This is a genomic window from Paraglaciecola sp. G1-13 (genome assembly GCF_055809255.1).
The window spans coordinates 1,029,666-1,050,671 of sequence record NZ_CM147903.1 but is presented as its reverse complement, the minus strand read 5'-3'; the positions used below and the strand labels follow the sequence as shown (position 1 = coordinate 1,050,671).

At 45.4% G+C, this 21,006-nt stretch carries 16 protein-coding genes; 9 read left to right on the top strand and 7 right to left on the bottom strand.

Annotated features, from left to right (window positions below; genetic code table 11):
• Positions 1-252: 252 nt before the first annotated feature.
• The 4 genes from AC0L6N_RS04355 to AC0L6N_RS04340 all read left to right on the top strand — a co-directional run bounded on the left by AC0L6N_RS04355 (position 253) and on the right by AC0L6N_RS04340 (position 4,661).
• Positions 253-1,014: a PRC-barrel domain-containing protein gene (locus AC0L6N_RS04355; RefSeq protein WP_473479195.1), complete on the top strand. Its 762-nt coding sequence runs from the start codon at positions 253-255 to the stop codon at positions 1,012-1,014.
• 113 nt (positions 1,015-1,127) lie between these two features.
• Positions 1,128-3,851, top strand: a complete 2,724-nt coding sequence (gene acnA, locus AC0L6N_RS04350; protein WP_473479192.1) for an aconitate hydratase AcnA — start codon at positions 1,128-1,130, stop codon at positions 3,849-3,851.
• Between the two features lie 354 nt (positions 3,852-4,205).
• Positions 4,206-4,364 (top strand): entericidin A/B family lipoprotein, encoded by a 159-nt coding sequence (locus tag AC0L6N_RS04345; protein ID WP_006992141.1) that lies wholly within the window; start codon positions 4,206-4,208, stop codon positions 4,362-4,364.
• A 153-nt stretch (positions 4,365-4,517) separates the two neighbouring features.
• Positions 4,518-4,661: a hypothetical protein gene (locus AC0L6N_RS04340; protein WP_473479189.1), complete on the top strand. Its 144-nt coding sequence runs from the start codon at positions 4,518-4,520 to the stop codon at positions 4,659-4,661.
• Positions 4,662-5,115: 454 nt separating this feature from the next.
• On the opposite strand, the gene AC0L6N_RS04335 is transcribed toward AC0L6N_RS04340, so the two are convergent.
• The 4 genes from AC0L6N_RS04335 to radA form a co-directional block, all read right to left on the bottom strand.
• Positions 5,116-7,227 carry a putative bifunctional diguanylate cyclase/phosphodiesterase gene (locus tag AC0L6N_RS04335; RefSeq protein ID WP_473479186.1) on the bottom strand — a complete coding sequence of 704 codons (2,112 nt, stop codon included), beginning with the start codon at positions 7,225-7,227 and terminating at the stop codon, positions 5,116-5,118.
• Positions 7,227-7,697, bottom strand: a complete 471-nt coding sequence (locus tag AC0L6N_RS04330) for a YfiR family protein (protein ID WP_473481245.1) — start codon at positions 7,695-7,697, stop codon at positions 7,227-7,229. The genes AC0L6N_RS04335 and AC0L6N_RS04330 overlap by 1 nt, the downstream gene beginning before the upstream one ends.
• Positions 7,698-7,797: 100 nt before the next feature.
• Positions 7,798-8,865, bottom strand: a complete 1,068-nt coding sequence (locus AC0L6N_RS04325; protein WP_473479183.1) for a transporter family protein — start codon at positions 8,863-8,865, stop codon at positions 7,798-7,800.
• A 185-nt stretch (positions 8,866-9,050) separates the two neighbouring features.
• Positions 9,051-10,415, bottom strand: a complete 1,365-nt coding sequence (radA, locus tag AC0L6N_RS04320) for a DNA repair protein RadA (protein ID WP_473479180.1) — start codon at positions 10,413-10,415, stop codon at positions 9,051-9,053.
• A 213-nt stretch (positions 10,416-10,628) separates the two neighbouring features.
• On the opposite strand from radA, the gene AC0L6N_RS04315 reads away from it, so the two are divergent.
• On the top strand, positions 10,629-13,151 hold the full coding sequence (locus tag AC0L6N_RS04315; protein WP_473479177.1) for a PilZ domain-containing protein: 2,523 nt from the start codon (positions 10,629-10,631) through the stop codon (positions 13,149-13,151).
• Positions 13,152-13,192: 41 nt separating this feature from the next.
• Here AC0L6N_RS04315 and serB read toward each other — a convergent pair whose 3' ends face one another.
• Complete coding sequence (serB, locus tag AC0L6N_RS04310) at positions 13,193-14,266, bottom strand: phosphoserine phosphatase SerB (RefSeq protein WP_473479174.1); 1,074 nt, start codon at positions 14,264-14,266, stop codon at positions 13,193-13,195.
• Positions 14,267-14,489: 223 nt separating this feature from the next.
• Here serB and tsaA point away from each other — a divergent pair, with 223 nt between their 5' ends.
• The 4 genes from tsaA (at position 14,490) to AC0L6N_RS04290 (ending at position 19,336) form a co-directional block, all read left to right on the top strand.
• Positions 14,490-15,245 carry a tRNA (N6-threonylcarbamoyladenosine(37)-N6)-methyltransferase TrmO gene (gene tsaA / locus AC0L6N_RS04305; protein ID WP_473479171.1) on the top strand — a complete coding sequence of 252 codons (756 nt, stop codon included), beginning with the start codon at positions 14,490-14,492 and terminating at the stop codon, positions 15,243-15,245.
• Between the two features lie 94 nt (positions 15,246-15,339).
• Positions 15,340-17,055, top strand: a complete 1,716-nt coding sequence (locus AC0L6N_RS04300) for a proline--tRNA ligase (protein ID WP_473479168.1) — start codon at positions 15,340-15,342, stop codon at positions 17,053-17,055.
• A 284-nt stretch (positions 17,056-17,339) separates the two neighbouring features.
• Positions 17,340-18,179, top strand: coding sequence for an MBL fold metallo-hydrolase (locus AC0L6N_RS04295; protein WP_473479165.1), 840 nt, complete (start codon positions 17,340-17,342; stop codon positions 18,177-18,179).
• Positions 18,180-18,205: 26 nt separating this feature from the next.
• Positions 18,206-19,336, top strand: coding sequence for a patatin-like phospholipase family protein (locus AC0L6N_RS04290; protein ID WP_473479163.1), 1,131 nt, complete (start codon positions 18,206-18,208; stop codon positions 19,334-19,336).
• Positions 19,337-19,383: 47 nt separating this feature from the next.
• Here AC0L6N_RS04290 and AC0L6N_RS04285 read toward each other — a convergent pair whose 3' ends face one another.
• Entirely contained in the window at positions 19,384-19,857 is a 474-nt protein-coding gene (locus AC0L6N_RS04285) for a YehS family protein (RefSeq protein ID WP_011574123.1), read from the bottom strand.
• 104 nt (positions 19,858-19,961) lie between these two features.
• Entirely contained in the window at positions 19,962-20,999 is a 1,038-nt protein-coding gene (locus AC0L6N_RS04280) for an AraC family transcriptional regulator (RefSeq protein ID WP_473479159.1), read from the bottom strand.
• Between the last annotated feature and the right edge of the window lie 7 nt (positions 21,000-21,006).

The window sequence follows — 21,006 nt, the reverse complement described above, 5'->3', positions numbered from 1 at the left end:
GCGTAATAGTTACTGTTTATCAATGGCTTTGCATTGCTACACCTTTGCTTCTAACCGCTTCAAATACAGCAACCGCCGTTACTCAGGGCATAAAAATGAGCTGGCGTGCTCTTTGCGTAATCCTATTGCAACAGCTAATTTTAGAATAGCCAAGATGATTGTTGTACCAGGCTAAATGTGTGTGCCATCTGTGCACACCCGCAGCCGACACTTTCTATCTTGCCTATCACATCTACGAGTAGGGAGAACATCATGTTAGCAGGCTTACGAGACATTCAACGATTCACTATTGCAGCCACAGACGGTGACATTGGCATCATCAAAGATTTCTTGTTTGACGATCGTGCATGGACAATTCGATATATGTACGTCGATACCCACAAATGGTTACCCCTAGGGGAAAAGGTGCTGATTTCCCCTATTTCGTTACGAGAAATAGACACAGATGATGAAAAGATCCACGTTGCTTTGAGCAAACAGCAAGTGAAAGACAGTCCATCGATTGATGAAGAAAAAACTGTCTCCAGAGAGTACGAAGAAATACTGTTTTCTTATCTGGGTTACGGCTACTACTGGACTGGCCCTGGCGCATGGGGCGAATATGCTCACCCGACGGCCTTAGTAAACCAACAAGCACTTGAACAAGCCAACAGCAATTTAGAAGAGCATGACAAGAGCAAAGCGAATCACTTACGCTCAATTGAGGAATTGCAAGGCTATGATGTCATCGCAGGTGGTGAAACGGTAGGCCATATTCATGACCTGATTTTAGACACCGACAACTGGGAAGTGCCTATGTTGATTATAGATACCCACAATTGGCTACCCGGTGGAGAGAAGCTATTACTGGCACCGAAGCACATTGATGATATCAATTGGCTCGAGCAACGCGTGCATTGCACCTTATCAGCTAAGGATGTTGAACATTGCCCAGAGTGCGATCACGACATGTTAAATGACGCCGATTACAAACTCAAAGTGAAACGCGCCTTGCAGGGCTTGCCCAGCGCGTAATTCACCAACTAACAGCCGCGCGCACATGCCTGTGCATGGCGGCTGACTCTCGACGATATAAAACTCTCGAAGATATAAACCTATCACCAAACATCCCTCAGCCGGAGATTATCATGCAACAAGCTTCCCCTTATCTAAAAACCTTGACCCTTGAGGGTGAAAAATTCTCATATTATGCCCTCGATGCCCTTGCAGATACCCACGACATTGAGCGACTGCCTTTCGCCGCTAAAATATTGTTAGAAAACCTTTTGCGCCACAGCGCTGAAAACTTTGTTCAAGAAGAAGATATTAACAAACTCGCCACCTGGGATATTAATGACCAGTCAACGACTGAGATTGCTTTCGTCCCTTCTCGAGTGGTGCTACAAGATTTTACCGGCGTACCAGCGGTAGTTGACCTAGCCGCCATGCGCGATGCCATGGTTGATTTAGGAGGCGACCCGCAAAAAATTAATCCGTTAAAACCCGTGGAATTGGTTATTGACCACTCCGTTATGGTGGATTATTTCGCCCAAGACGATGCCTTCGACAAGAATACCGCTATGGAAGTACAGCGTAATAAGGAGCGCTATCAGTTCTTACGATGGGGTCAGCAGGCGTTTGACAATTTTAAAGTGGTTCCGCCAGGTAAAGGCATTGTGCATCAGGTGAACTTAGAATATCTGGCACGTGTCACCTTTATTGAAGAGCAGCACAAGCAGCCATTGCTCTATCCGGATACCCTAGTAGGCACAGATTCCCATACGACCATGATCAACGGCTTAGGCATTTTGGGCTGGGGTGTAGGCGGCATTGAAGCTGAAGCCGCCATGTTAGGTCAGCCAGTCACCATGCTAATACCTGAGGTAGTCGGCATGGAAATTACCGGCAGTTTGCCGCCAGGTACCACGGCGACAGATTTAGTATTGACCATTACTCAAAAGCTACGCGAATTTGGCGTCGTCGGTAAATTTGTCGAATTTTACGGCGAAGGGGTAAAACACCTCACTATAGCCGACAGAGCTACCATAGCGAACATGGCACCAGAATATGGTGCAACGTGTGGTATCTTCCCGTTAGACGAACAAACCGAAACCTACCTGCGTTTGACTGGCCGCGAAGAGCGCAATATCAATGTGATCAAAGCGTATGCCCAAGCACAGGGCATGTGGGGCAGCGAAGCTCAGCAAAGTGCAATCTATCATGCGAATCTACACATTGACCTTAGTGATGTAGTAACCTCGATTGCGGGACCTAAACGCCCCCAGGACAGGATCCCGTTAAGTGAAGCTGCAGACAAGTTCAGTACGTGGTTATCTGAGCAGGAAAAACTGATTATCACCACCGAAGATCCCGAGAAAGGGCGTTTCGAATCAGAAGGTGGCCATCAAGCAGAGAAAAGTGAGGACTCCTCGGAGGTCGAATACAATGGTCAGCGTTTCAGCCTTAACGACGGCGCAGTGGTGATAGCGGCCATCACCAGTTGTACCAATACCTCCAACCCTTCTGTGCTGATTGCTGCCGGCTTACTGGCCAAAAAAGCCAGTGAAATGGGTCTAACCGTAAAACCATGGGTGAAAACCAGCTTTGCGCCTGGCTCTCAAGTCGTCACCGAATACCTTAATAAGGCTAACCTAACCCACGAACTCGAAAATTTAGGCTTTCATCTAGTCGGATACGGCTGTACTACCTGCATAGGCAACTCGGGTCCACTGCCCGAGCCTATCAGCGCTGCTATTCGTAAAGAAAAGCTAAATGTAACTTCCGTGCTATCAGGCAATCGTAATTTTGAAGGTCGTATTCACTCTGACGTAAAAGCTAATTATCTTGCCTCTCCTCCATTAGTTATCGCATATGCGCTAGCTGGAAATATGCAGATTGATTTGCTCAAGGAGCCCCTTGGCACCAGTAAAAACGGTAAGCCCGTTTACTTGCGTGATATTTGGCCAAGCAATGAAGAGATTCAAGCGCTTGTGACTGATGTGGTCAATAGCAACATGTTCTCAGAACGTTATAGCCATATTTTTGAGGGTGACGAGACATGGAATAATTTAGACGTCGTCGATAGCGAGCAATATAATTGGCCTGAATCGACTTACGTTAAAAAACCCACCTTTTTTGATGGCATTCAGCAACACCCCGAAGCGATCAGTGCTATCAAAGATGCTCGCTGCTTGTTGAAACTCGGCGACACGGTCACCACGGATCATATTTCTCCAGCCGGTAGCATTGCCCCTGATGGCCCTGCTGCGCAATACCTGCAAGCGCACGGTGTTGAGGAGCACGAGTTCAACTCTTTTGGCTCACGCCGAGGGAATCACGAAGTTATGATGCGTGGAACATTCGCCAATGTCAGATTGAAAAATCAACTCGCCCCCGGTACAGAAGGCGGCTGGACGCGCTTTCAACCATCAGCTGAACAGATGTCTGTGTTTGATGCAGCAATGAAGTATCAAGAACAAGGCACGCCAACGGTGGTAATTGCGGGCAAAGAGTACGGCACAGGGAGTTCTCGCGACTGGGCTGCAAAAGGTCCACTGTTGCTCGGTGTCAAAGCGGTAATTGCCGAGAGCTACGAACGAATTCATCGCTCTAATCTGATAGGTATGGGTATTCTACCCCTACAATTTAAATCAGGCGACAGTGCCGCCAGTTTGAAGTTAGACGGCACGGAGCAGTACTCGATTGACGCCATAGATGGAGATCAAAAAGAAGTAGTGGTATCGGTAAAAGGCGAACAAGGAGAATTCACTTTCGACGCGCAGATCCGCATTGATACCCCCAATGAGTTCAGTTACTTCAATGACGGTGGCATTCTTCAATATGTACTGCGAAGCCTAAATAAAAGCGCTTAGAAAAGCGCGTAACGAGCACAGCGCTTACCTATTCAGTTGAGGCTTGCACCACTTAATCGAAGCCGACCATTTATACTGGTCGGCTTTTTTGTAAGCTCTTAATGAACAGGTGTTGCTCGGGGAGTCTCACTGTGGCAAACGCTGTATTTCACCTTTCTGTGCTTTAGGAGTTGTTATAAATAGGTAAATTTTATCTCTTAGTTGGGTAGCAATTACGCACTTTACATTAGCCATGCTAGACGGATTTTTAAGTTATTGATTCTTAAAGCCTTTTATTTTTAAGAAGTTGGCACAAGAATCGCTTAGTAATATGTAAGCAAAGTGTGAAATCACTTAACCATAAGGAAGACAATGATGAAAACCCAGATAGCAAATTCGTTAAAAGCATTTTTAAACTCTGTTGTATTAGTTGGTATTCTAGTCGTTGGACTAACCTCGTGTGCCACGATTGACGGTGCAGGAGAAGACATAGAGAGTGCTGGTGAAGCAGTCCAAGACGCGGCTAACGACTAAGCATTTGGTTAGGGTTCAGCCCGACCACCGAGTCTTTGCTGCTCAGCGAGCTTTTTTTCGCCCTATTTAAGCAAAGTATAAAGTCCATGTTAAGCGCTTATTTGTCTGATAATGCAGACACCAGATTGCTGTTTTTGAGTAGGAGATAGAAGAATGATTTACTCTAAAGATTCAACAAACCGTTTTGCAGAGCACTTACGCCGCTTACAACAATCAATTCAGCCTTCAAGCCCAAATAAGGCAGTCGCGCGCATGAGCAACAACAGTTGGTTAAGCAAGTTAAACCCTAACCGCTAGACCACCAAGTATCGCATTGCTCGAAAGTCTTACGCCTCAGCGGACTGCTCGAAAGTCGCACGACTCAGCGGACAATGCAGGCGTGAGTCATGTGCTTACGTTCAAGCGTTCAGTAACAGGTTTCTTAATTGGCGCACTGTTTAGTGAGCAAGCTTATCGACTGACGCACTTATTAGCTGACGCTCTTATTGGCTGATGCTCCTATTGGCTGATGCTTTTATTGGCTGACGCCCTTACTGGCTGATGCTCTCATTAATTGATACTATTTGGATACGCTACCCTCGTTAGCAGTCATTGCGACTTTGAACTTAACAAGCTGTTTATGGCGCATTCATAGCGTGTTAATAGCACCGAATTCACAGCCTTGAACTACATACTAGAGCCTTACGCTTTGGGCACTGTGTCAAATGTTCGCGCTATCAAGACGCCTGCTCAGTGAGAATACACATCAACGTTAAGATTCTTTAGCAGCCCGGCCATGCGCATTGAGATATGCTTCTAGTGCGACCACTTTTAAAGGTTTGCTATAGAAATAGCCTTGGATGATGTCACAACCCATCGATTTTAAGATCTGTACTTGGTAATCATGTTCCACACACTCAGCAACCGTACTTAACCCTAGGCTTTTGCCTAAGGTGATAATAGTGCGCACTATGCCTTCATCCCGTAAGTGATGGTCTTCAGCGTTCCCCTCATGAACACAATCTGGCGCAACTAAATCATTGATGAATATGCCGTCTATCTTTAATGTATTGATGGGTAGGTCGCGCAAATAACTCATACATGAGTAGCCTGTTCCAAAATCGTCAATGGCGATTTTCACCCCCAAACCGTGAATTGCACTCAGTACATCAACCGCTAACTCGGTAGATGCGATGAAGGTATTTTCAGTGATTTCTATTTCCAAATACTGCGCCGCTAAACCCGATTGATGCAATGCGCCTTTGATCAACTCGAGGCACTGGGGACTCATCAAAAACGATGCGGGTAAGTTCACGGCAACAGGTACAATATCAAAGCCCGCCCGCTGCCAATCTGCATTCTGCTGGCATGCCTGCTTTAACACCCACACACTGATGGATTCCATTAACCCTATGTCTTCTGCTATGGGTAAGAAAGTGGCTGGATTAATATATTCTTGGCCATTATTCCATCTTATTAAAGCTTCTAAACCAACCAGTTGTTCGTCGTTCACATTCACTTTAGGCTGATACACCAAAGCAAACTGCTGTTGAGCGGAGGCTTGGCGCAATTGGGTTTCTAGCTCTAATCGCCACACTGAGTCATTCAACATGTCTTGGTCAAAAAAGCGGAACCGCCCAGGGCCCAATTCTTTCGCCTTATACATGCTAGTGTCAGCATGTTTAAGTAAACTCGATGCATCGTCGCCATCATCAGGAAAACACGCAATGCCAATACTGGTAGAGATGTGTAATTGATGTCCAGATACAATAAGCGGCAGACTCAAAGATGCGATAATCTCTTTCGCCAAACTGTCCACTGAGCTGAGTTCCTTCGGGTTTTGAATTAGCACAACGAATTCATCTCCCCCCCAACGACCTACCACGTCACTGTCGCTTAGTTTATGTTGGATCTTCTTGGCTACTTCAATTAACAGTTTGTCACCCATGAAGTGCCCTAAGCTATCATTTATGACCTTAAAGCGGTCTAAATCAAGAAACATCAAGGCTAGATTGGTTTTACGTTCACGGGCTATTTCAATCGCCTGACTAATTTTTTCTGTTAGGGAGTGTCTATTTGGTAGTTGTGTTAACGCATCAAAATTAGCACGCTCGTACAATTGCTCTGTGCGCAACTCTACTAGCCCTTCTAGATGTTCATGATGTTCGCTCAACTTTGATTGGTGCTCTTCAATGGTATCTAGCATAGAGTTAATACCGTTGACCAAGCGCCCAATATCGTCTTGTCGACGATTGAAAATACGTTGATCGTAACGCCCTTCTTTGGCGACGTAATCAACTAAGTGAATAAGGCGTTTAACCGGTGACTGTAAGCGCTTTTGCATACGCCAATTCAGGAGGTAGGCTAACAAAGAACCCAACGCAAATACCCACAGTACAATGCGCCCGTACCGTCGCTGCTGAGCCTGTAGCGAATGAGTATCAGCTGATAAAACAATGTAGCCGAGTACGTCCTCCCCTAAGGTAATGTCTTGGGTCAGGTAAAGATTATCGTTTGTAAAAAAGTGTCCAGGTTTGATGTCATCTAACATAACATCCCAACTTGCATCGTCCCGGGTATAAGTCGCAAAGCGCTTTTTTTCGGAGTCCAGTAATTGAGCAAACCGCATGGCTGGGATCTTAGCTAAAGACGCCAGGATCGTCTGGCCTGCTTGCTCATCATGAAAAAGTAACGCTGAGCGGCTTGCCGCAGACAGCAAAGAGGCGTTGCTGTCCATAGTTTTAACAAGGTTGTCGCGGTAATCATCGACAAACGCGGAATAGATGAGAAAGGCGGCAATGGCCAATATCAGCAAATTTGTACCGATGATCGCCATTAATTGCTTTTGAAAAAATGATGCGCGCCTGAGCTTAGAAAAAAGCATTATCGAGCAATCCTAGCTAATTTAAGTAATTCAGAGCTTACTATCACGTCGACTTTGGCTAATTGTGCTAAATCAAACTCAAAGCGCACTCTTTGCTCTTGGGTATAGAACCTTATCGCGCTGTTCGCTTGTTTCACGTCCGTGGACTCTAGCACAATCACCGCCCGCCTCATTTGGTCTAGGGGTTGCTCAAGAGAAGAATGAAAGTATGCCATATGACATAGCGGCTCTTCCTGCACATGACCGATGGCGATATGCATCTTGTTGTTTCCCTGATTATGACGTGCCACAAGGGCCTGCATAAATTCAAAGAATGACCGATCACTTTGCAGACACAATTTGAAATCATTTTGCGCGCCACTGTTTGTGGGCCAACTCATATATTTAGTGAAATTCAGTAAATAGGCGGCCTTTAGTTTGCGCTCCTTACTCAACTCCTCTTGTTGTGCTAAAGCCGAGTGTAAAACCACGATATATGATAACAAGATGGCGCACAGAAAAAGCCATTTACTGATTTTCCTCTCCCCCCTGTTCGCTTTATTCACTTTGATCAAGTCAGACACAGTGTCACTACATCAAACGGGATAAGGTTAAGCCAGATTGAAAATTTTCTTTTGGTTGCGGGCCATTCAAATTCTGATAGAGAGGCTTTGAAAATGCCAAACTCAGCGCATAAGACTCGCTGAATTTCCATCTGACACCGATCTCAGCACTGATTTTTTTGCCACCATACAATCTTGGATTGGTAATACTCGCAGGATAGGGAAATGCACCACTGAGGGTAATTTCATCGTCTTGCCCATGAATGGCACTGCGGTACTGGTAAGACAATCCAACAAAGGGTTTCAGGTCGTCTGATGTGTTAAAGCGATAAGTACTTGCAAGACTGTAACTATTACCCAGACGATAATCCCTATCATTTTTACCGGTGCGTATCATCGCTGACATACTCAAACTAAAATCGTGCTCGCCCATGCTTTGGTAACTAAATTCTAGAGGGAAATCATACGTACCCGAACCAAGCTGCATTGTATAAGGTAGCTGCTGGTCCCCTGCATCTCGTGGAGTATCACCTTTTTCATCGATTGAGCCTGTAGGCAAGCTGACACCGGCGGTAAACCACCACACATCATCCGTTGTCGCGATAAGGCGACGACTCACAGACACCACTGCATCACCTATGCCATCACTATCGATTGTAAAATGATCATAGCCAGGCACGACGCTAATATGGTCAGTGCTCTGGGTGATATACGGCAGTGAAACGTGCACTCGCCAATCAGGGGTAATGCGATATCCCATCGAAAAAACATGCACTTGTTGGTCGATGATCGTAGGAAGAATAGGAAAGTTACTGTCCGTTCTTTGAGTGCCCGCACCTTGCCACAACACCTCAGAATCTGCGCGCTTAGCGTCACCATCAAGATAGCCTCGAAATTCAGCAAACTTAAAATTATATGCGAATGTCCAAGGGCTGCTCGCTTCACTGTTTTCGCTATCGTCCGCGATATTCATGTCAAACAGCTCATTCAGACTCAATTCGGCAAATTCAGAAGGAGTACTTTGTGCGTATGAGAGCTGGGTAAACCCGCTCGCTGCGATGAAAAAAGACAACGAAAAAGAAGAAAATTTAATCATGTTATTAGGCCATAAATTGAAAAAGATAAGTACGCCAATACGTTTTGTCACTTACTGTCTACAGTATCCATACCAATCTATCTATACTACTGTATTGGCTGCAATTATTCAGATAAGCGCATATAGCGTCCTGCATTAAGCCCTACGATTAACGGTAATATTTTTACCGTTAATCGTCCAGTTAATTAAAGCACCTCAAGTGCTTCACTTAAACGAGATACCCCGATCACTTCGATCCCATTAATGTTTTGTTTTGGCATATTGGCTTTTGGCACGATAGCTCGCTTGAATCCATGCTTTGCTGCTTCGCTGATCCGTTCTGAGCCATTAGGCACGGGGCGTATTTCACCAGCAAGTCCCACTTCGCCAAATGCAATTAACTGTGAATCAAGGGTCTTATTTCTAAAACTCGAAACAATGGATAGTAAAAGCGCTAAATCAGCACTGGTTTCTGCGACCTTTACGCCGCCGACGACATTGGCGAAAACGTCTTGGTCGTTCATCTGCACATCACCGTGTCGATTCAATACTGCTAAAAGCATCGCCATTCGGTTTTGCTCAAGACCAACAGCGACACGGCGCGGGTTTGCGGTCTGTGAATAATCCACCAATGCTTGTATTTCCACCAGCAATGGGCGAGTGCCTTCCCATACCACCATAACAATACTGCCAGGAGATTGCTCTTCTCCTCGACTTAAAAAGATGGCAGAAGGATTACTCACTTCTTTTAATCCTCTCTCGGTCATGCCAAACACACCCAATTCGTTCACAGCACCAAAGCGGTTTTTCTGACTACGCAACGTGCGATACCGGCTGTCACTTTCCCCTTCTAACATCATGGAGCAATCAATACAGTGCTCTAGCACTTTGGGCCCAGCCAGACTGCCATCTTTCGTAACATGCCCCACTAACAGCATGGCAATATGGTGCTGCTTTGCAAAGCGAGTTAAATATGCGGCGCTTTCTCTTACTTGCGAAACGCTACCGGGTGCAGATGCCACATCGGCCACATGCATCACCTGAATGGAGTCAATCACCATAATTTTGGGGTTGAGGGTTAATGCTAATTCACAGATAGTTTCAACACTGGTTTCGGCCAGCATATTCAGCTTATCGCTAGGTAGATTTAAGCGCTGAGCGCGCATAGCAACTTGCTGCAGCGATTCCTCCCCCGTGACATATAGCGCGGTGCGCTGAGCTGCTAGTTGGCACATGACTTGTAGCAACAAGGTACTTTTGCCTGCTCCAGGAGAGCCGCCAATCAAAATTGCACTGCCCGGCACTATCCCCCCGCCTAATACTCTATCGAGCTCACTAAAGTTTGAGGTAAAGCGCGGTAATTCACCCACATCAATGCTGTTAAGGGTTTCAATTTTGGCCCCAGTTTGACCGGCGTAGCCGCGCAAATTGCGCTCAGGCTGGCTGCGAGCAGGGCTCACCACAAATTCTGTGATGGTATTCCAAGCATTGCAGTCATTACATTGTCCTTGCCAGCGCGGAAATTCTGCGCCACAGTCACTACAGACATAGGCGGTTTTACGTTTGGCCATATTGCTCCACAAACAGTGTTTACAGTGATAAAAACGACAAGGGTTGCATTCAGTGTTGAATACGTTTTACTAGTTTTGAAAACGAAGAACCTTGAAGAAAGCCGCTTATAATAAGATAAGCTTGCGTATATTGCATTATGAAAACCGCACAGCGTGCCGATAAGTCTTTATGGCGTTCGTCTTTAACAATAAAAAATAAAGTACGTATTCATTATGAATCAAGATCTCGAACAATATCATGACATTATCGAACAATTAAAGCCCATGATACATGAGCCAGAGTTTAGTCAAATTCTGGCTCAGGTTGCCGGTTCGGTGCCCAAGCAAAAGCGCTTCCTGCTCAAGATGGAACTGAAGCGTTTAGCGCGTCCATGTACTCGACTAATCGATTTACGCGGGCATGTGGACGGAAAATGTAAGCTCTATGAATACGAGAGCCAGAGGCACTATTTAGATGACACGGCGATAGAGGTCTTTGAACGTCAGGTGCGCTCATTTGGCGAGTACACGGTTGGCGTGTATGAAGCGGTATTAAATACCGAAAACAATTACCGCGTAATGCATAAAAAAGAACAACAAGCTTCTTCACAACCAAAGCAACCAGACAATTCAACCCTTCCGGTTAGCCGTGGCTATTCAGCCCCTATCATGCCTTTTGGCGAATTCGCCCAACGGGGTGAAGAGCGCATGAATTATTCAATGAGCGTTGAACTGTTCACTGAAAATAACAAAAGCATGTTAGCCACAACGGTCGACGTATCCCTTAGTGGTTTAAAACTTAAAATAAGTAAAGAGCATAGATTTAAAGCGGGTGACCGGTTAGCCGTTCAGTTCAGAGGGTTAGAACATGAGTACATGTTGGACAACCGCCAAGGTGTGCAATATGTCATTGAGTCGATTGACCGCAATGCACAAGACCAGCGATTACACCTGAAACGCTTGTTCGATACCTTAATGCCTAGTTTTGATCGCTTTCTTGAGCGCTTTATTCATGGCAACAAGCGCCGCTATAAAGTCAATATGGACAACACATTTGACGCCATACATAAGAAAACGTATGAGCAATATTACATCCCCAATTTCACCTCCATCCCCGTATATATTGACTCTACTGACGGAGTATTCAAACCACGTTATGCATTAGCAAATGATTGCAATAGGCAAGATATTTTCTACTGGAATAACGAAATTAATGATCTCAAATTGGGCTACCTTTTTAAAAATGAGAGAATTAAACAATGCCTCACGTATCCAAAAGGAAGACAAGAAACCTACCTATACGCGTTCCATCATATTAAAAATGAAAAGGTGTATTTTTACTCCGCATCGCACGAGGAGCTATTAGCAAACCCAAGCTTACATGAGTTGTTTTTAAGTTACGGGTCACGCAAAGTGAGTTGGCGAGTATACAAGTTTCAAGTACAAGAGGTTGAACCTAAGCAAAGTCACCGGCCTCTCTCCATTGCCGATAGCATCAGCGAATCAGTCAAGCGTCAGAATCAACCACCAACCCCACGCTTAATGTCTCGTTTACGCCACTTAAGTCATATTGCATTACTAACTAATGTGACAGATGAATCAAACACACTCTGCTTTCAAAAACTGCCACTTAATCGCGCCAAGCTGCCCAGTTTAAAAGTGTTTGGTCACCCAAGGAATCGTAGTCCAGAAAATATCCAAGTATTTCGATTTAAATATGCAAATCAGCGCCGAGAGTCGCGTTTTATGCTGCGCAGCGCTGTGCAGCTCAAAGTGGAAGATATAATTATTGAAGGCCACACAGAAGATATATCCACACACGGCATTAAACTTGAGTTAAAAACGTTTTTTCATAAAGCCACCGATTGCCAAGTGCAACTGAGTTTTCCGCAATTGCAAAAAGTCACACGTAAATACGATCTGAGTAACCTTTCCTATCAAGTTCGTCATATTTCTAACGAACGAAATGTGCTGCACTTAAACGTATTAAATGACGAGAATAGCGGCGCCACCAAAGCTTTTTTTGAAGAGTTGATTAAAAATAATAAAAATAAACTTAAAGCATATCGAGATGAAGAAGATATTCCGGGTATCGGTGAAGCCTTGCGTAATATCTATGCCAATAATGTCCCTAACGTGGCGTTTTTTATCCGTAAAGAAGGAACCAAATTTGTACCTGATGCCACAGCGACCTGGGCGAACCAGAATCGATTGACCAATTTACTGAGTTTCCAAGCACCCCCTGGTGAGTTCAACTTACTGCCTCTGTTTGAAGGCTTCAATGGCCCGATTGATTTTGTGCAGCAAACACTGACTCACATTAAGCCCCATCAGCGTCCCGTTATGAGTGAGCTATTTGTGGCATTTGATCCCAGCAAAAACAGTGCTTCAGAGGCGATAAAGAGCTGTTACATAGACCAATTCGCCAACGACGATCAGCGTCGTCAATTTATTGCGCAAGCCCTTGAGCAAGGACAGTTTATTGCGCTAAAAATATTTTTAGCGCGCACTGGACGTCCAGATATTGACCGCCTGCAATCAGAGATTAACTACGTAGGTGTTTATGCCGTTCACAGAGCGAAACAACTAGAAGAAAAACTGTGGAACATAAATGGTGTTGGGGATATTTTAGATATAACGGATTTAGTGATGAGCCGATACCAATTCGACACGCAAGCCATTGTGAATAACTATGAAAGGCAACTGCATCACCCGCAAAAAAGCATAGAAATAGAACAGTTATTAAACGCTGAATAGTATTAGGCTAAGCGCCAGTATTGGCGCTTAGCCCTAGTCGTTTACTTTTTACACGGTGTGGCCGCCGCCAATACCCACAATATAGAATCTAAACCGCCGTTTCGAATAGAAATATCCGCTTGGGCACGTACAACCGGCTTTGCGTGAAATGCCACGCCAAGCGCTGCAGCATTCATCATGACCAAATCATTTGCCCCGTCGCCCATGGCCATGGTTTGACAATCTGTGATATCGAATTCATTCGCCAGCTCTAGCAATGTAGCAGCCTTGACCTGAGCATCGACCACTGCCCCTGAGACCCGCCCCGTCAATCTACCATCAACTATTTCAAGCTCATTCGCTACAGCAGCATCAAGCTCCAATCTGTCAGCCAAATAGTCCGCAAAATAACTAAAACCACCGGAGGCAATCGCTAATTTCCACTGGTGCTGCTTTAAGAATCTAACTAAGTTGAAAATACCCGGCATTAGCGGCAGGGCACGGCGCACTTGCTGCAATATGTCTTCATTGGCGTCCTTGAGGCACCTGACTCGGCTACGTAAGCTTTCCTCAAAATCGAGTTTTCCTTGCATGGCCTGCTCAGTGACACTGGAGACTTCCTCTCCTACCCCAGCAAGCTTGGCAATTTCATCGATGCATTCAATACTGATGACTGTGCTGTCCATGTCCATTAGCAATAAACCTGGTTCGTCCAAACGCGGCGCACTTGAAAATAAACATATTTCTACTGCATGCTCATTCGCAATACGCTCTAATAATGGCCTTAGGTCTTCTTTGCTCAGCCGCTCTACGCGCAACACGATACCGACGCCAGAAAGAGGCACATCTCGCAAAACTTGGTAACACAGCACATTTAACTTATCCGCAAAGGCCATGGACACAGCGAAGACTTTCGCGAGGCTTAACCCCTCAGCGAAGATAACCAAGCTACTGTGCTCTTTGGTTAAATCGAAGCCCTTTAAGCTGAGCTTGCTGGGGGTGAAATGCTCGTGAGCAATTGTGCTAACAATGCGATCATTGATGAAATGGAACTGATCGAACGTTTGATCTGCAATCAAACGTTCAAGGAAGAGGCTAGACGCCAACTGTTTAGAGTGCGGGCTAAATTCAAACACGTATTTGACCTAAATAGTAATTAGAGCTGAATGGTACCAAAGCGCAGGGTAAATGCCACCTGCATTGCTCTAGGCTTCAACACCTGCGGCTCTTTAACCGCAGGAATCCTCAAAGTAAAGCTCTCGTGCTGGCGTTAGGATAAAATTTACGTTTGAGATAGCCCTCAGGGCGCTTACCATAGATAAAATCTTTATAACTTTTGCAACAAAGTGACCCCACGTTATGAATCGAGTTGAATCCCTGCCGGTACAGGATCACATCAACCTAAGGCCATTGGGCGTAATTCGCACCCCGTACCAACAGAAGTTCGCTATTCCTAGGCAACCGAACCTGGTTGATGCCGCCAGTGGCGAAATTGTATTTCACACGGAATTTAGCGATCCGAACATGTTACGGGGTATTGAGCAATTCAGTCATTTGTGGCTGTTGTTTCAATTTCACCAAACAGTGGAAAAAGGTTGGTCCCCCATGGTGCGCCCTCCTCGTCTCGGCGGAAACAAGAAACAAGGCGTGCTGGCCACACGCAGCACTTTTAGGCCAAATGCTATCGGAATGTCTGTTGTTCAATACGATAAAGTCGAGCATAAAGGCGGGCGCTTAAGCTTGCATGTTAAAGGGGTTGATTTGCTTGATGGCACGCCAATCATCGACATTAAACCTTACGTACCTTGGGCTGACAGCATCCCTGAGGCGAAAGGTGGTTTTGCCGCCGAGCGCCCTACCCTAATGCCGGTATATTTTGAAAGCCAATCTGCCAAGCAGTTGGCCTACTGGCAAGCCAATTATCCTATGCTTAGCGCACTGATCGAACAAGTACTAGCGCAGGACCCACGCCCCGCTTATAAAGCCGAGCAAGACAGCAACGAAGAGTATGGAATGAGTCTTTATGATCTGAATATACGTTGGCGAGTCAGCGCTAAGGCCAACTATGTGGTGAGTATCACGCACAATCACGAGCCGCAAGCGCATAAAGATTAACAAGATTTACTGTTTAGGGACTTTAGCCCAGCCTGTGTGGCTGGTAGAATAGCCGCCGATTTCTAACCTATACCTAATTGAGAAGCTCACGCCAATGCGCACAAGCCAATATTTATTATCGACCCAAAAAGAAACACCTGCTGATGCAGAAGTCATCAGCCACCAGCTTATGCTACGTGCAGGCTTGGTTCGCAAGCTAGCATCAGGACTTTATACATGGTTACCCACCGGCTTGCGCGTGTTAAACAAAGTCGCTCAAATCGTGCGCGAAGAAATGGATCGTGCCGGTTCGTTAGAAATATTGATGCCTGTCGTGCAACCTGCCGATTTGTGGCAAGAGTCTGGTCGCTGGGACGAATATGGCCCTGAGCTTTTACGCATAAAAGACCGTCATTACCGAGACTTCGTATTAGGTCCAACTCATGAAGAAGTGGTCACCGCCTTAGTCAAAAATGAAGTAAGCAGCTATAAGCAATTGCCATTGAACGTTTACCAAGTTCAAACGAAGTTTCGCGATGAAGTTCGCCCGCGTTTTGGAGTCATGCGTGGTCGTGAATTCACCATGAAAGATGCTTACTCGTTTCATTTAAGCGATGAGTGCTTGAACAAAACCTACGATGGCATGTTCGCAGCATATTGCCGTGTGTTTGAACGTATCAACCTAGAATTTCGCCCAGTGATTGCCGATAACGGCTCCATTGGTGGTAATGCCTCCCACGAATTCCACGTGTTGGCTGACTCAGGTGAAGATGATATCGCCTTTAGTAACGCATCAGATTATGCCGCTAACATCGAAAAAGCAGAGGCGCTAGCCCCGCAATTTTCACGCCCGGCCCCCAGTGCTGAACTCACCAAAGTGGCCACGCCAAATGCGAAAACCATTGAGCAGGTCAGCGCGCTACTTAGCATACCTGCTGAACAATCAGTTAAAACCCTTATAGTACTGGGTGAAGCGGATGACAAGGGACAGCAAGGACTTGTAGCACTTGTGCTGCGCGGCGATCATCAATTAAATGAGCTCAAAGCAGAGAAAATAGACGGCGTTTATGCTCCGCTTACTATGGCCAGTGAAGCGCAAATTGAAGACACTATCGGTTGCTCAATCGGCTCTATTGGGCCGGTTGGTTTAAACATACCTGTTATCGCTGATCGCAGCGCGGCGGTATTAGCAGACTTTGTGTGCGGCGCGAATGAAAATGACGTGCATTACACTGGCGCTAACTGGGAGCGCGATGCAAAAGAGTTCCAAGAAGCGGACATTCGTAATGTACAAGCCGGAGATCCATCGCCAGATGGTCAAGGTACTCTTGAGATCAAACGTGGTATTGAAGTTGGTCACATATTCCAGCTCGGCAGCAAGTACTCAGAAGCATTGAACTGCGGTGTGCTAGATGAAAACGGCAAGCATCAAGTGCTTAATATGGGTTGTTATGGCATTGGGGTTTCCCGTATCGTGGCCGCGGCAATTGAGCAGAATCACGATAAGTACGGCATTATTTGGCCTGATGCAATAGCACCTTTTAAAGTTGCGATCGTACCGATGAATATGCACAAATCCCATCGTATACAACAAGTTGCAGAAGACTTGTACGCCCAACTTAAAGCCGCTGGAGTCGAAGTATTGTTCGACGATCGTAAAGAGCGCCCAGGCGTGATGTTTAACGACATGGAGTTGGTAGGTGTACCGCACACGATTGTCATCGGTGAGCGTAACCTTGATGAACAAAAAGTCGAATACAAAAACCGTCGTAGTGGTGAAAAGCAGCTGATTGATATCCCGCAGTTGGCGGAATTTGTTTCCACGCTGTAATCGCCAAGATAAGGCGTATTTCCGCGACGGGGTTAAACGCACCCAACGTTGAACAAATCCAAAACAAATGCAGAAAAATAAAAGCGCACTCACACTGCGCTTTTTTATTGCGTTTTTTTCAATCCGCCGCTTAAAAACTCTCAACATACCCGTGTATAAGATTAAGGCTTATTGAAAGCACCGTTTAGTGCTAATCTTCAACAATATCAACCGTGAGAAACACGCTACTTGCTGCGCTACCATTCGTTTTGCCCGCCTGTAGCACTGAATAATTGAGTATATAGATGCGATTAACTTTTTACGGCGTTAGAGGCTCGATACCTACCCCAGGAGCTGAGTATATTAAGTATGGCGGTAATACAGCCTGCGTACACATCGAGCTAAACGACGGCAATGACATCATCATTGATGCGGGCACAGGTATTCGCACATTAGGCCAGAAACTCGCCGCGAAAGAAGGGGATATACACTTATTATTGACTCACAATCACTGGGATCACATCCAAGGCTTTCCCTTTTTTACGCCTATATACCAACCTAAGCGCAATATTTTTATCACCCCAGGACAAACGACTCTAGCTGAGCACGATAATATTTTACGCCAAATGAGTGGTAGCTACTTTCCCGTTCAGTTTAATACCTTACCTTCGGCTATTGCTCTTGAAGCAAAGCCTGACAATCTGCGCCAATGGCATATAGGTGAGGCAAAAATTCAGCGTCAAAAAATTAATCATCCAGGTGGAGGCAGCGCATATTGTATTACCGCCGATGGCAGTAAAGTGGTATACATTACCGACAATGAGTTGTATCCCCCCTACAAGAAAAGCACTGACTTTCTCGATTGGGTAGAATTCGCCCGTGATGCAGACTTAGTCATTCATGATGCCCAGTACATGCTGGCTGATATGCCAGGTAAAGCGGGATGGGGTCACTCAGTGGCTGAAGAAGCGGTAAAATTGAGTATGGCATGTCGTGCTAAACGTTTAGCTCTGTACAGTCACGATCATACACGCACTGACGATAATATTGCTGCCGTAGAAGCCCACTGCCAAGAGCTAGTGGAAATAGCTCAAGCTGATCTCGAGCTATTCGCTGCAGCAGAAGGTATGAGCATCGCTTTGTAATAGAAAAGGCAGGATCCTAATACACCATGCATGAACGTAATCATTACGCGTTGCTTTTATCCGGCGGCGGCGCAAGAGCCGCATATCAATTGGGCGTGCTGAAGTCTATCAGCACTTATTTACCTAGAAACCAAGGGATCCCCTTTCCCATTGTGTGCGGAAGTTCTGCTGGGGCAATTAATGCCACAGGACTCGCATGCTATGCATCTTGTTATCATTTAGGTATTCGCAAGTTAGAACATGTGTGGAAAAATTTCACCACTCGGCAAGTATACGGGAGTGGAATACGAGATGTGTATTCACATCTAGCGCAAAGTTATTTCCGCAGTTTTCAGTCCACTTTAAATCAAAAGCAAGCCAGTAGTTTATTGAATAACCAACCTCTGCGTAAACTCATTCGTAACCGTTTGGATTTCAAACGCATTGATAATAACGTGGCAAGAGAATATTTACGGGCAATCAGTATCAGTGCGTCAAGCTATAGCACCCACGATTCAATTAGCTATTTTCAGGGGCACCAAGATATACAGCCTTGGCATAGGCAGCAACGCCGGGGAATAAAAACCGCTTTGCATAGCGAGCACTTAATGGCGTCATCAGCCATTCCGTTAGTGTTCCCTCCTGTTAAACTAGACGGGGAATTCCTTGGTGACGGCTCAGTCCACCAGCTTTCGCCTCTTAGCCCTGCTATCCATCTTGGCGCTCAGAAGATATTCGTAATAGGTGTGGAACAACCCGAACGAGCTCCGCGCTTTACTGACGTTATTCATTATCCCAGTAGCTTAGAAATTGCTGGGCATTTACTCGATACTATTTTTGCCGACACCTTGCGCTCTGATTTAGAGCGGTTGCATCGTATCAATCAAACGCTGGAACAATTAGATGCCGAGCAACGCCAAAAGAGCGCGCTCAAGACGATTGATTGTTTAGTGATTAATCCTAGTGTGACGTTTAACGACATGGCAGCACGGCACTTTCATCAAATGCCATCAGGCATTAAATCACTGCTAAAAATAATGGGATTACATAACAATGCGGATTCCTCGATACTCAGTTACCTTCTGTTTGAAAAAGAATACTGCAAAGAGTTAATCGCGCTAGGCTTTAAAGATGGCCTAGCAAGAGCGGAGGAAATCCGTCATTTTCTGACAATATAGCGCGTTTAGGATTTGGGTAAACCTGTGTCGCTAAGTTGAGTTTCGGGTTAATCTTTCTGGGCTTCACCGCGTAATTTTAGCTGTAACCCTTTAAGAAAATTGCGCAAGAACTGGTCTTGGCATTCGCGGTAATGGCGGTTACCGGGCTTACGGAACAAGGCACTCAACTCATGCTTAGACAGACGAAAGTCACTCTTGTCCATAATGGCCAGAATATCTTCAGCTTGCAGATTAAGCGCAATTTTCAGTTTCATTAAAATAATATTATTCGTTAGCACACGCTCTACCGGCGCAGGTGCACCCTCGCGTTTACCCCGTTTTAAGTTAATCAAACCGTTTAAAAATAGTGCGAACTGTAAATCTGTAATGCGAACAAATTCAGGCTCTTCTTCTTTTCGCAACCAGCTGTGTAATTGCGCAGTGGTGGCTGGGTATTCAGCCTGAGCGAAAACGTCAAGCATTTGTTTATCGTTAAAATCGAAAATATAGCGGATACGACGCATCACATCGTTATTGATCATGGGGAATTCCTATTTGTTCACTGGACTCAATGTGCTCATCGAGCTTTAATTGGCGCTATCATACGCATGTTGCCGCTAAAGCACGATCAAAAGTGTTTAGGGAGTTAAACAATTGGCAAATAAATATCTATGATGGTCTCATTTTCAGGTACGTCGGGGAACCCTTGGACTCGCTCCACAAATAGAGGTGCATTTCTTATCTCATAATCCTCATTTAGGGATATCGTTTTATACAACTCATCGATACTCTCGCTTAATAGCCTATCACTGCCATTATGTCGAAAATGGGCACATCGCCCGCTGCCGATAACGCCCTGCTGTACAGCATAATCATTCGGTTCAACGACCTTCCTTATGGAAGCTGCAACATCAAAACGATATTCCTCCTTGGGAACATCTCTAGGGTCATTGTATAAAATGTTGTATGTCTTGCTAGTGCGAGGTGAAGGTCCGTGCTGCTTTCGCCATTGAATAAATTGTGCAACGGTTTTCATGACACCTTCAGGGTCGCCCTCATGGGTTAAAAATGCGATCGCCGTCCGAGGAAAATCAATAACCTGTATCTGCTGTAGTGGAATGTTCTTACTGCTTATGTCAGTCATGTAAGCACCTCGTATATTTACCTCTTTGTTGTTGGCGTGTTTACCATTATTTTCGTTCACGGTGAGCATCTTTATACAGGATGAATGAGTCGTTGGGGTGAGCTCTTCAAAATAGCTAACATTGGCTGGCACGCCCACAATAGCTTGATGAGTGGGAATGGCATGAGACTTTCTAACATACTCAACAAATTGCTTTCGAAATACCGACGGGGCTTGATGAAACTGACGCTTAAATGCACGGGTAAAGCTCTGATGATGACTAAACCCGCAGCTAAGCGCAATATCAAGCACAGACATTGAAGGACGATACTGCAACTCATATATGGCTTTACGTAACCGCGTTAGCAACACATATTCGGCAACGTTATATCCTGTGTACAGAATAAAAGCGCGTTGAAAATGAAAAACGGAAAAACACGCAACATCGGCCAAATCCGTTGCAAGCAGCGGTTGATCAATATGCTCATTGATATACGTTAGAACGTTTTCAATTTTAACCTTGCTACCTTGTGGTCGCTTAATGCTATGCAAGCTGTCCATGAACACC

Bases quoted from the DNA above. Each gene is read 5' to 3' on its own strand.
- AC0L6N_RS04340 (WP_473479189.1), top strand. From the start codon at position 4,518: ATGATTTACTCTAAAGATTCAACAAACCGTTTTGCAGAGCACTTACGC.
- AC0L6N_RS04335 (WP_473479186.1), bottom strand. From the start codon at position 7,227: ATGCTTTTTTCTAAGCTCAGGCGCGCATCATTTTTTCAAAAGCAATTA.
- radA (WP_473479180.1), bottom strand. From the start codon at position 10,415: ATGGCCAAACGTAAAACCGCCTATGTCTGTAGTGACTGTGGCGCAGAA.
- AC0L6N_RS04345 (WP_006992141.1), top strand. From the start codon at position 4,206: ATGAAAACCCAGATAGCAAATTCGTTAAAAGCATTTTTAAACTCTGTT.
- AC0L6N_RS04290 (WP_473479163.1), top strand. From the start codon at position 18,206: ATGCATGAACGTAATCATTACGCGTTGCTTTTATCCGGCGGCGGCGCA.
- AC0L6N_RS04300 (WP_473479168.1), top strand. From the start codon at position 15,340: ATGCGCACAAGCCAATATTTATTATCGACCCAAAAAGAAACACCTGCT.
- AC0L6N_RS04285 (WP_011574123.1), bottom strand. From the start codon at position 19,857: ATGATCAATAACGATGTGATGCGTCGTATCCGCTATATTTTCGATTTT.
- AC0L6N_RS04295 (WP_473479165.1), top strand. From the start codon at position 17,340: ATGCGATTAACTTTTTACGGCGTTAGAGGCTCGATACCTACCCCAGGA.
- AC0L6N_RS04355 (WP_473479195.1), top strand. From the start codon at position 253: ATGTTAGCAGGCTTACGAGACATTCAACGATTCACTATTGCAGCCACA.
- acnA (WP_473479192.1), top strand. From the start codon at position 1,128: ATGCAACAAGCTTCCCCTTATCTAAAAACCTTGACCCTTGAGGGTGAA.
- tsaA (WP_473479171.1), top strand. From the start codon at position 14,490: ATGAATCGAGTTGAATCCCTGCCGGTACAGGATCACATCAACCTAAGG.
- AC0L6N_RS04315 (WP_473479177.1), top strand. From the start codon at position 10,629: ATGAATCAAGATCTCGAACAATATCATGACATTATCGAACAATTAAAG.
- AC0L6N_RS04280 (WP_473479159.1), bottom strand. From the start codon at position 20,999: ATGGACAGCTTGCATAGCATTAAGCGACCACAAGGTAGCAAGGTTAAA.
- AC0L6N_RS04325 (WP_473479183.1), bottom strand. From the start codon at position 8,865: ATGATTAAATTTTCTTCTTTTTCGTTGTCTTTTTTCATCGCAGCGAGC.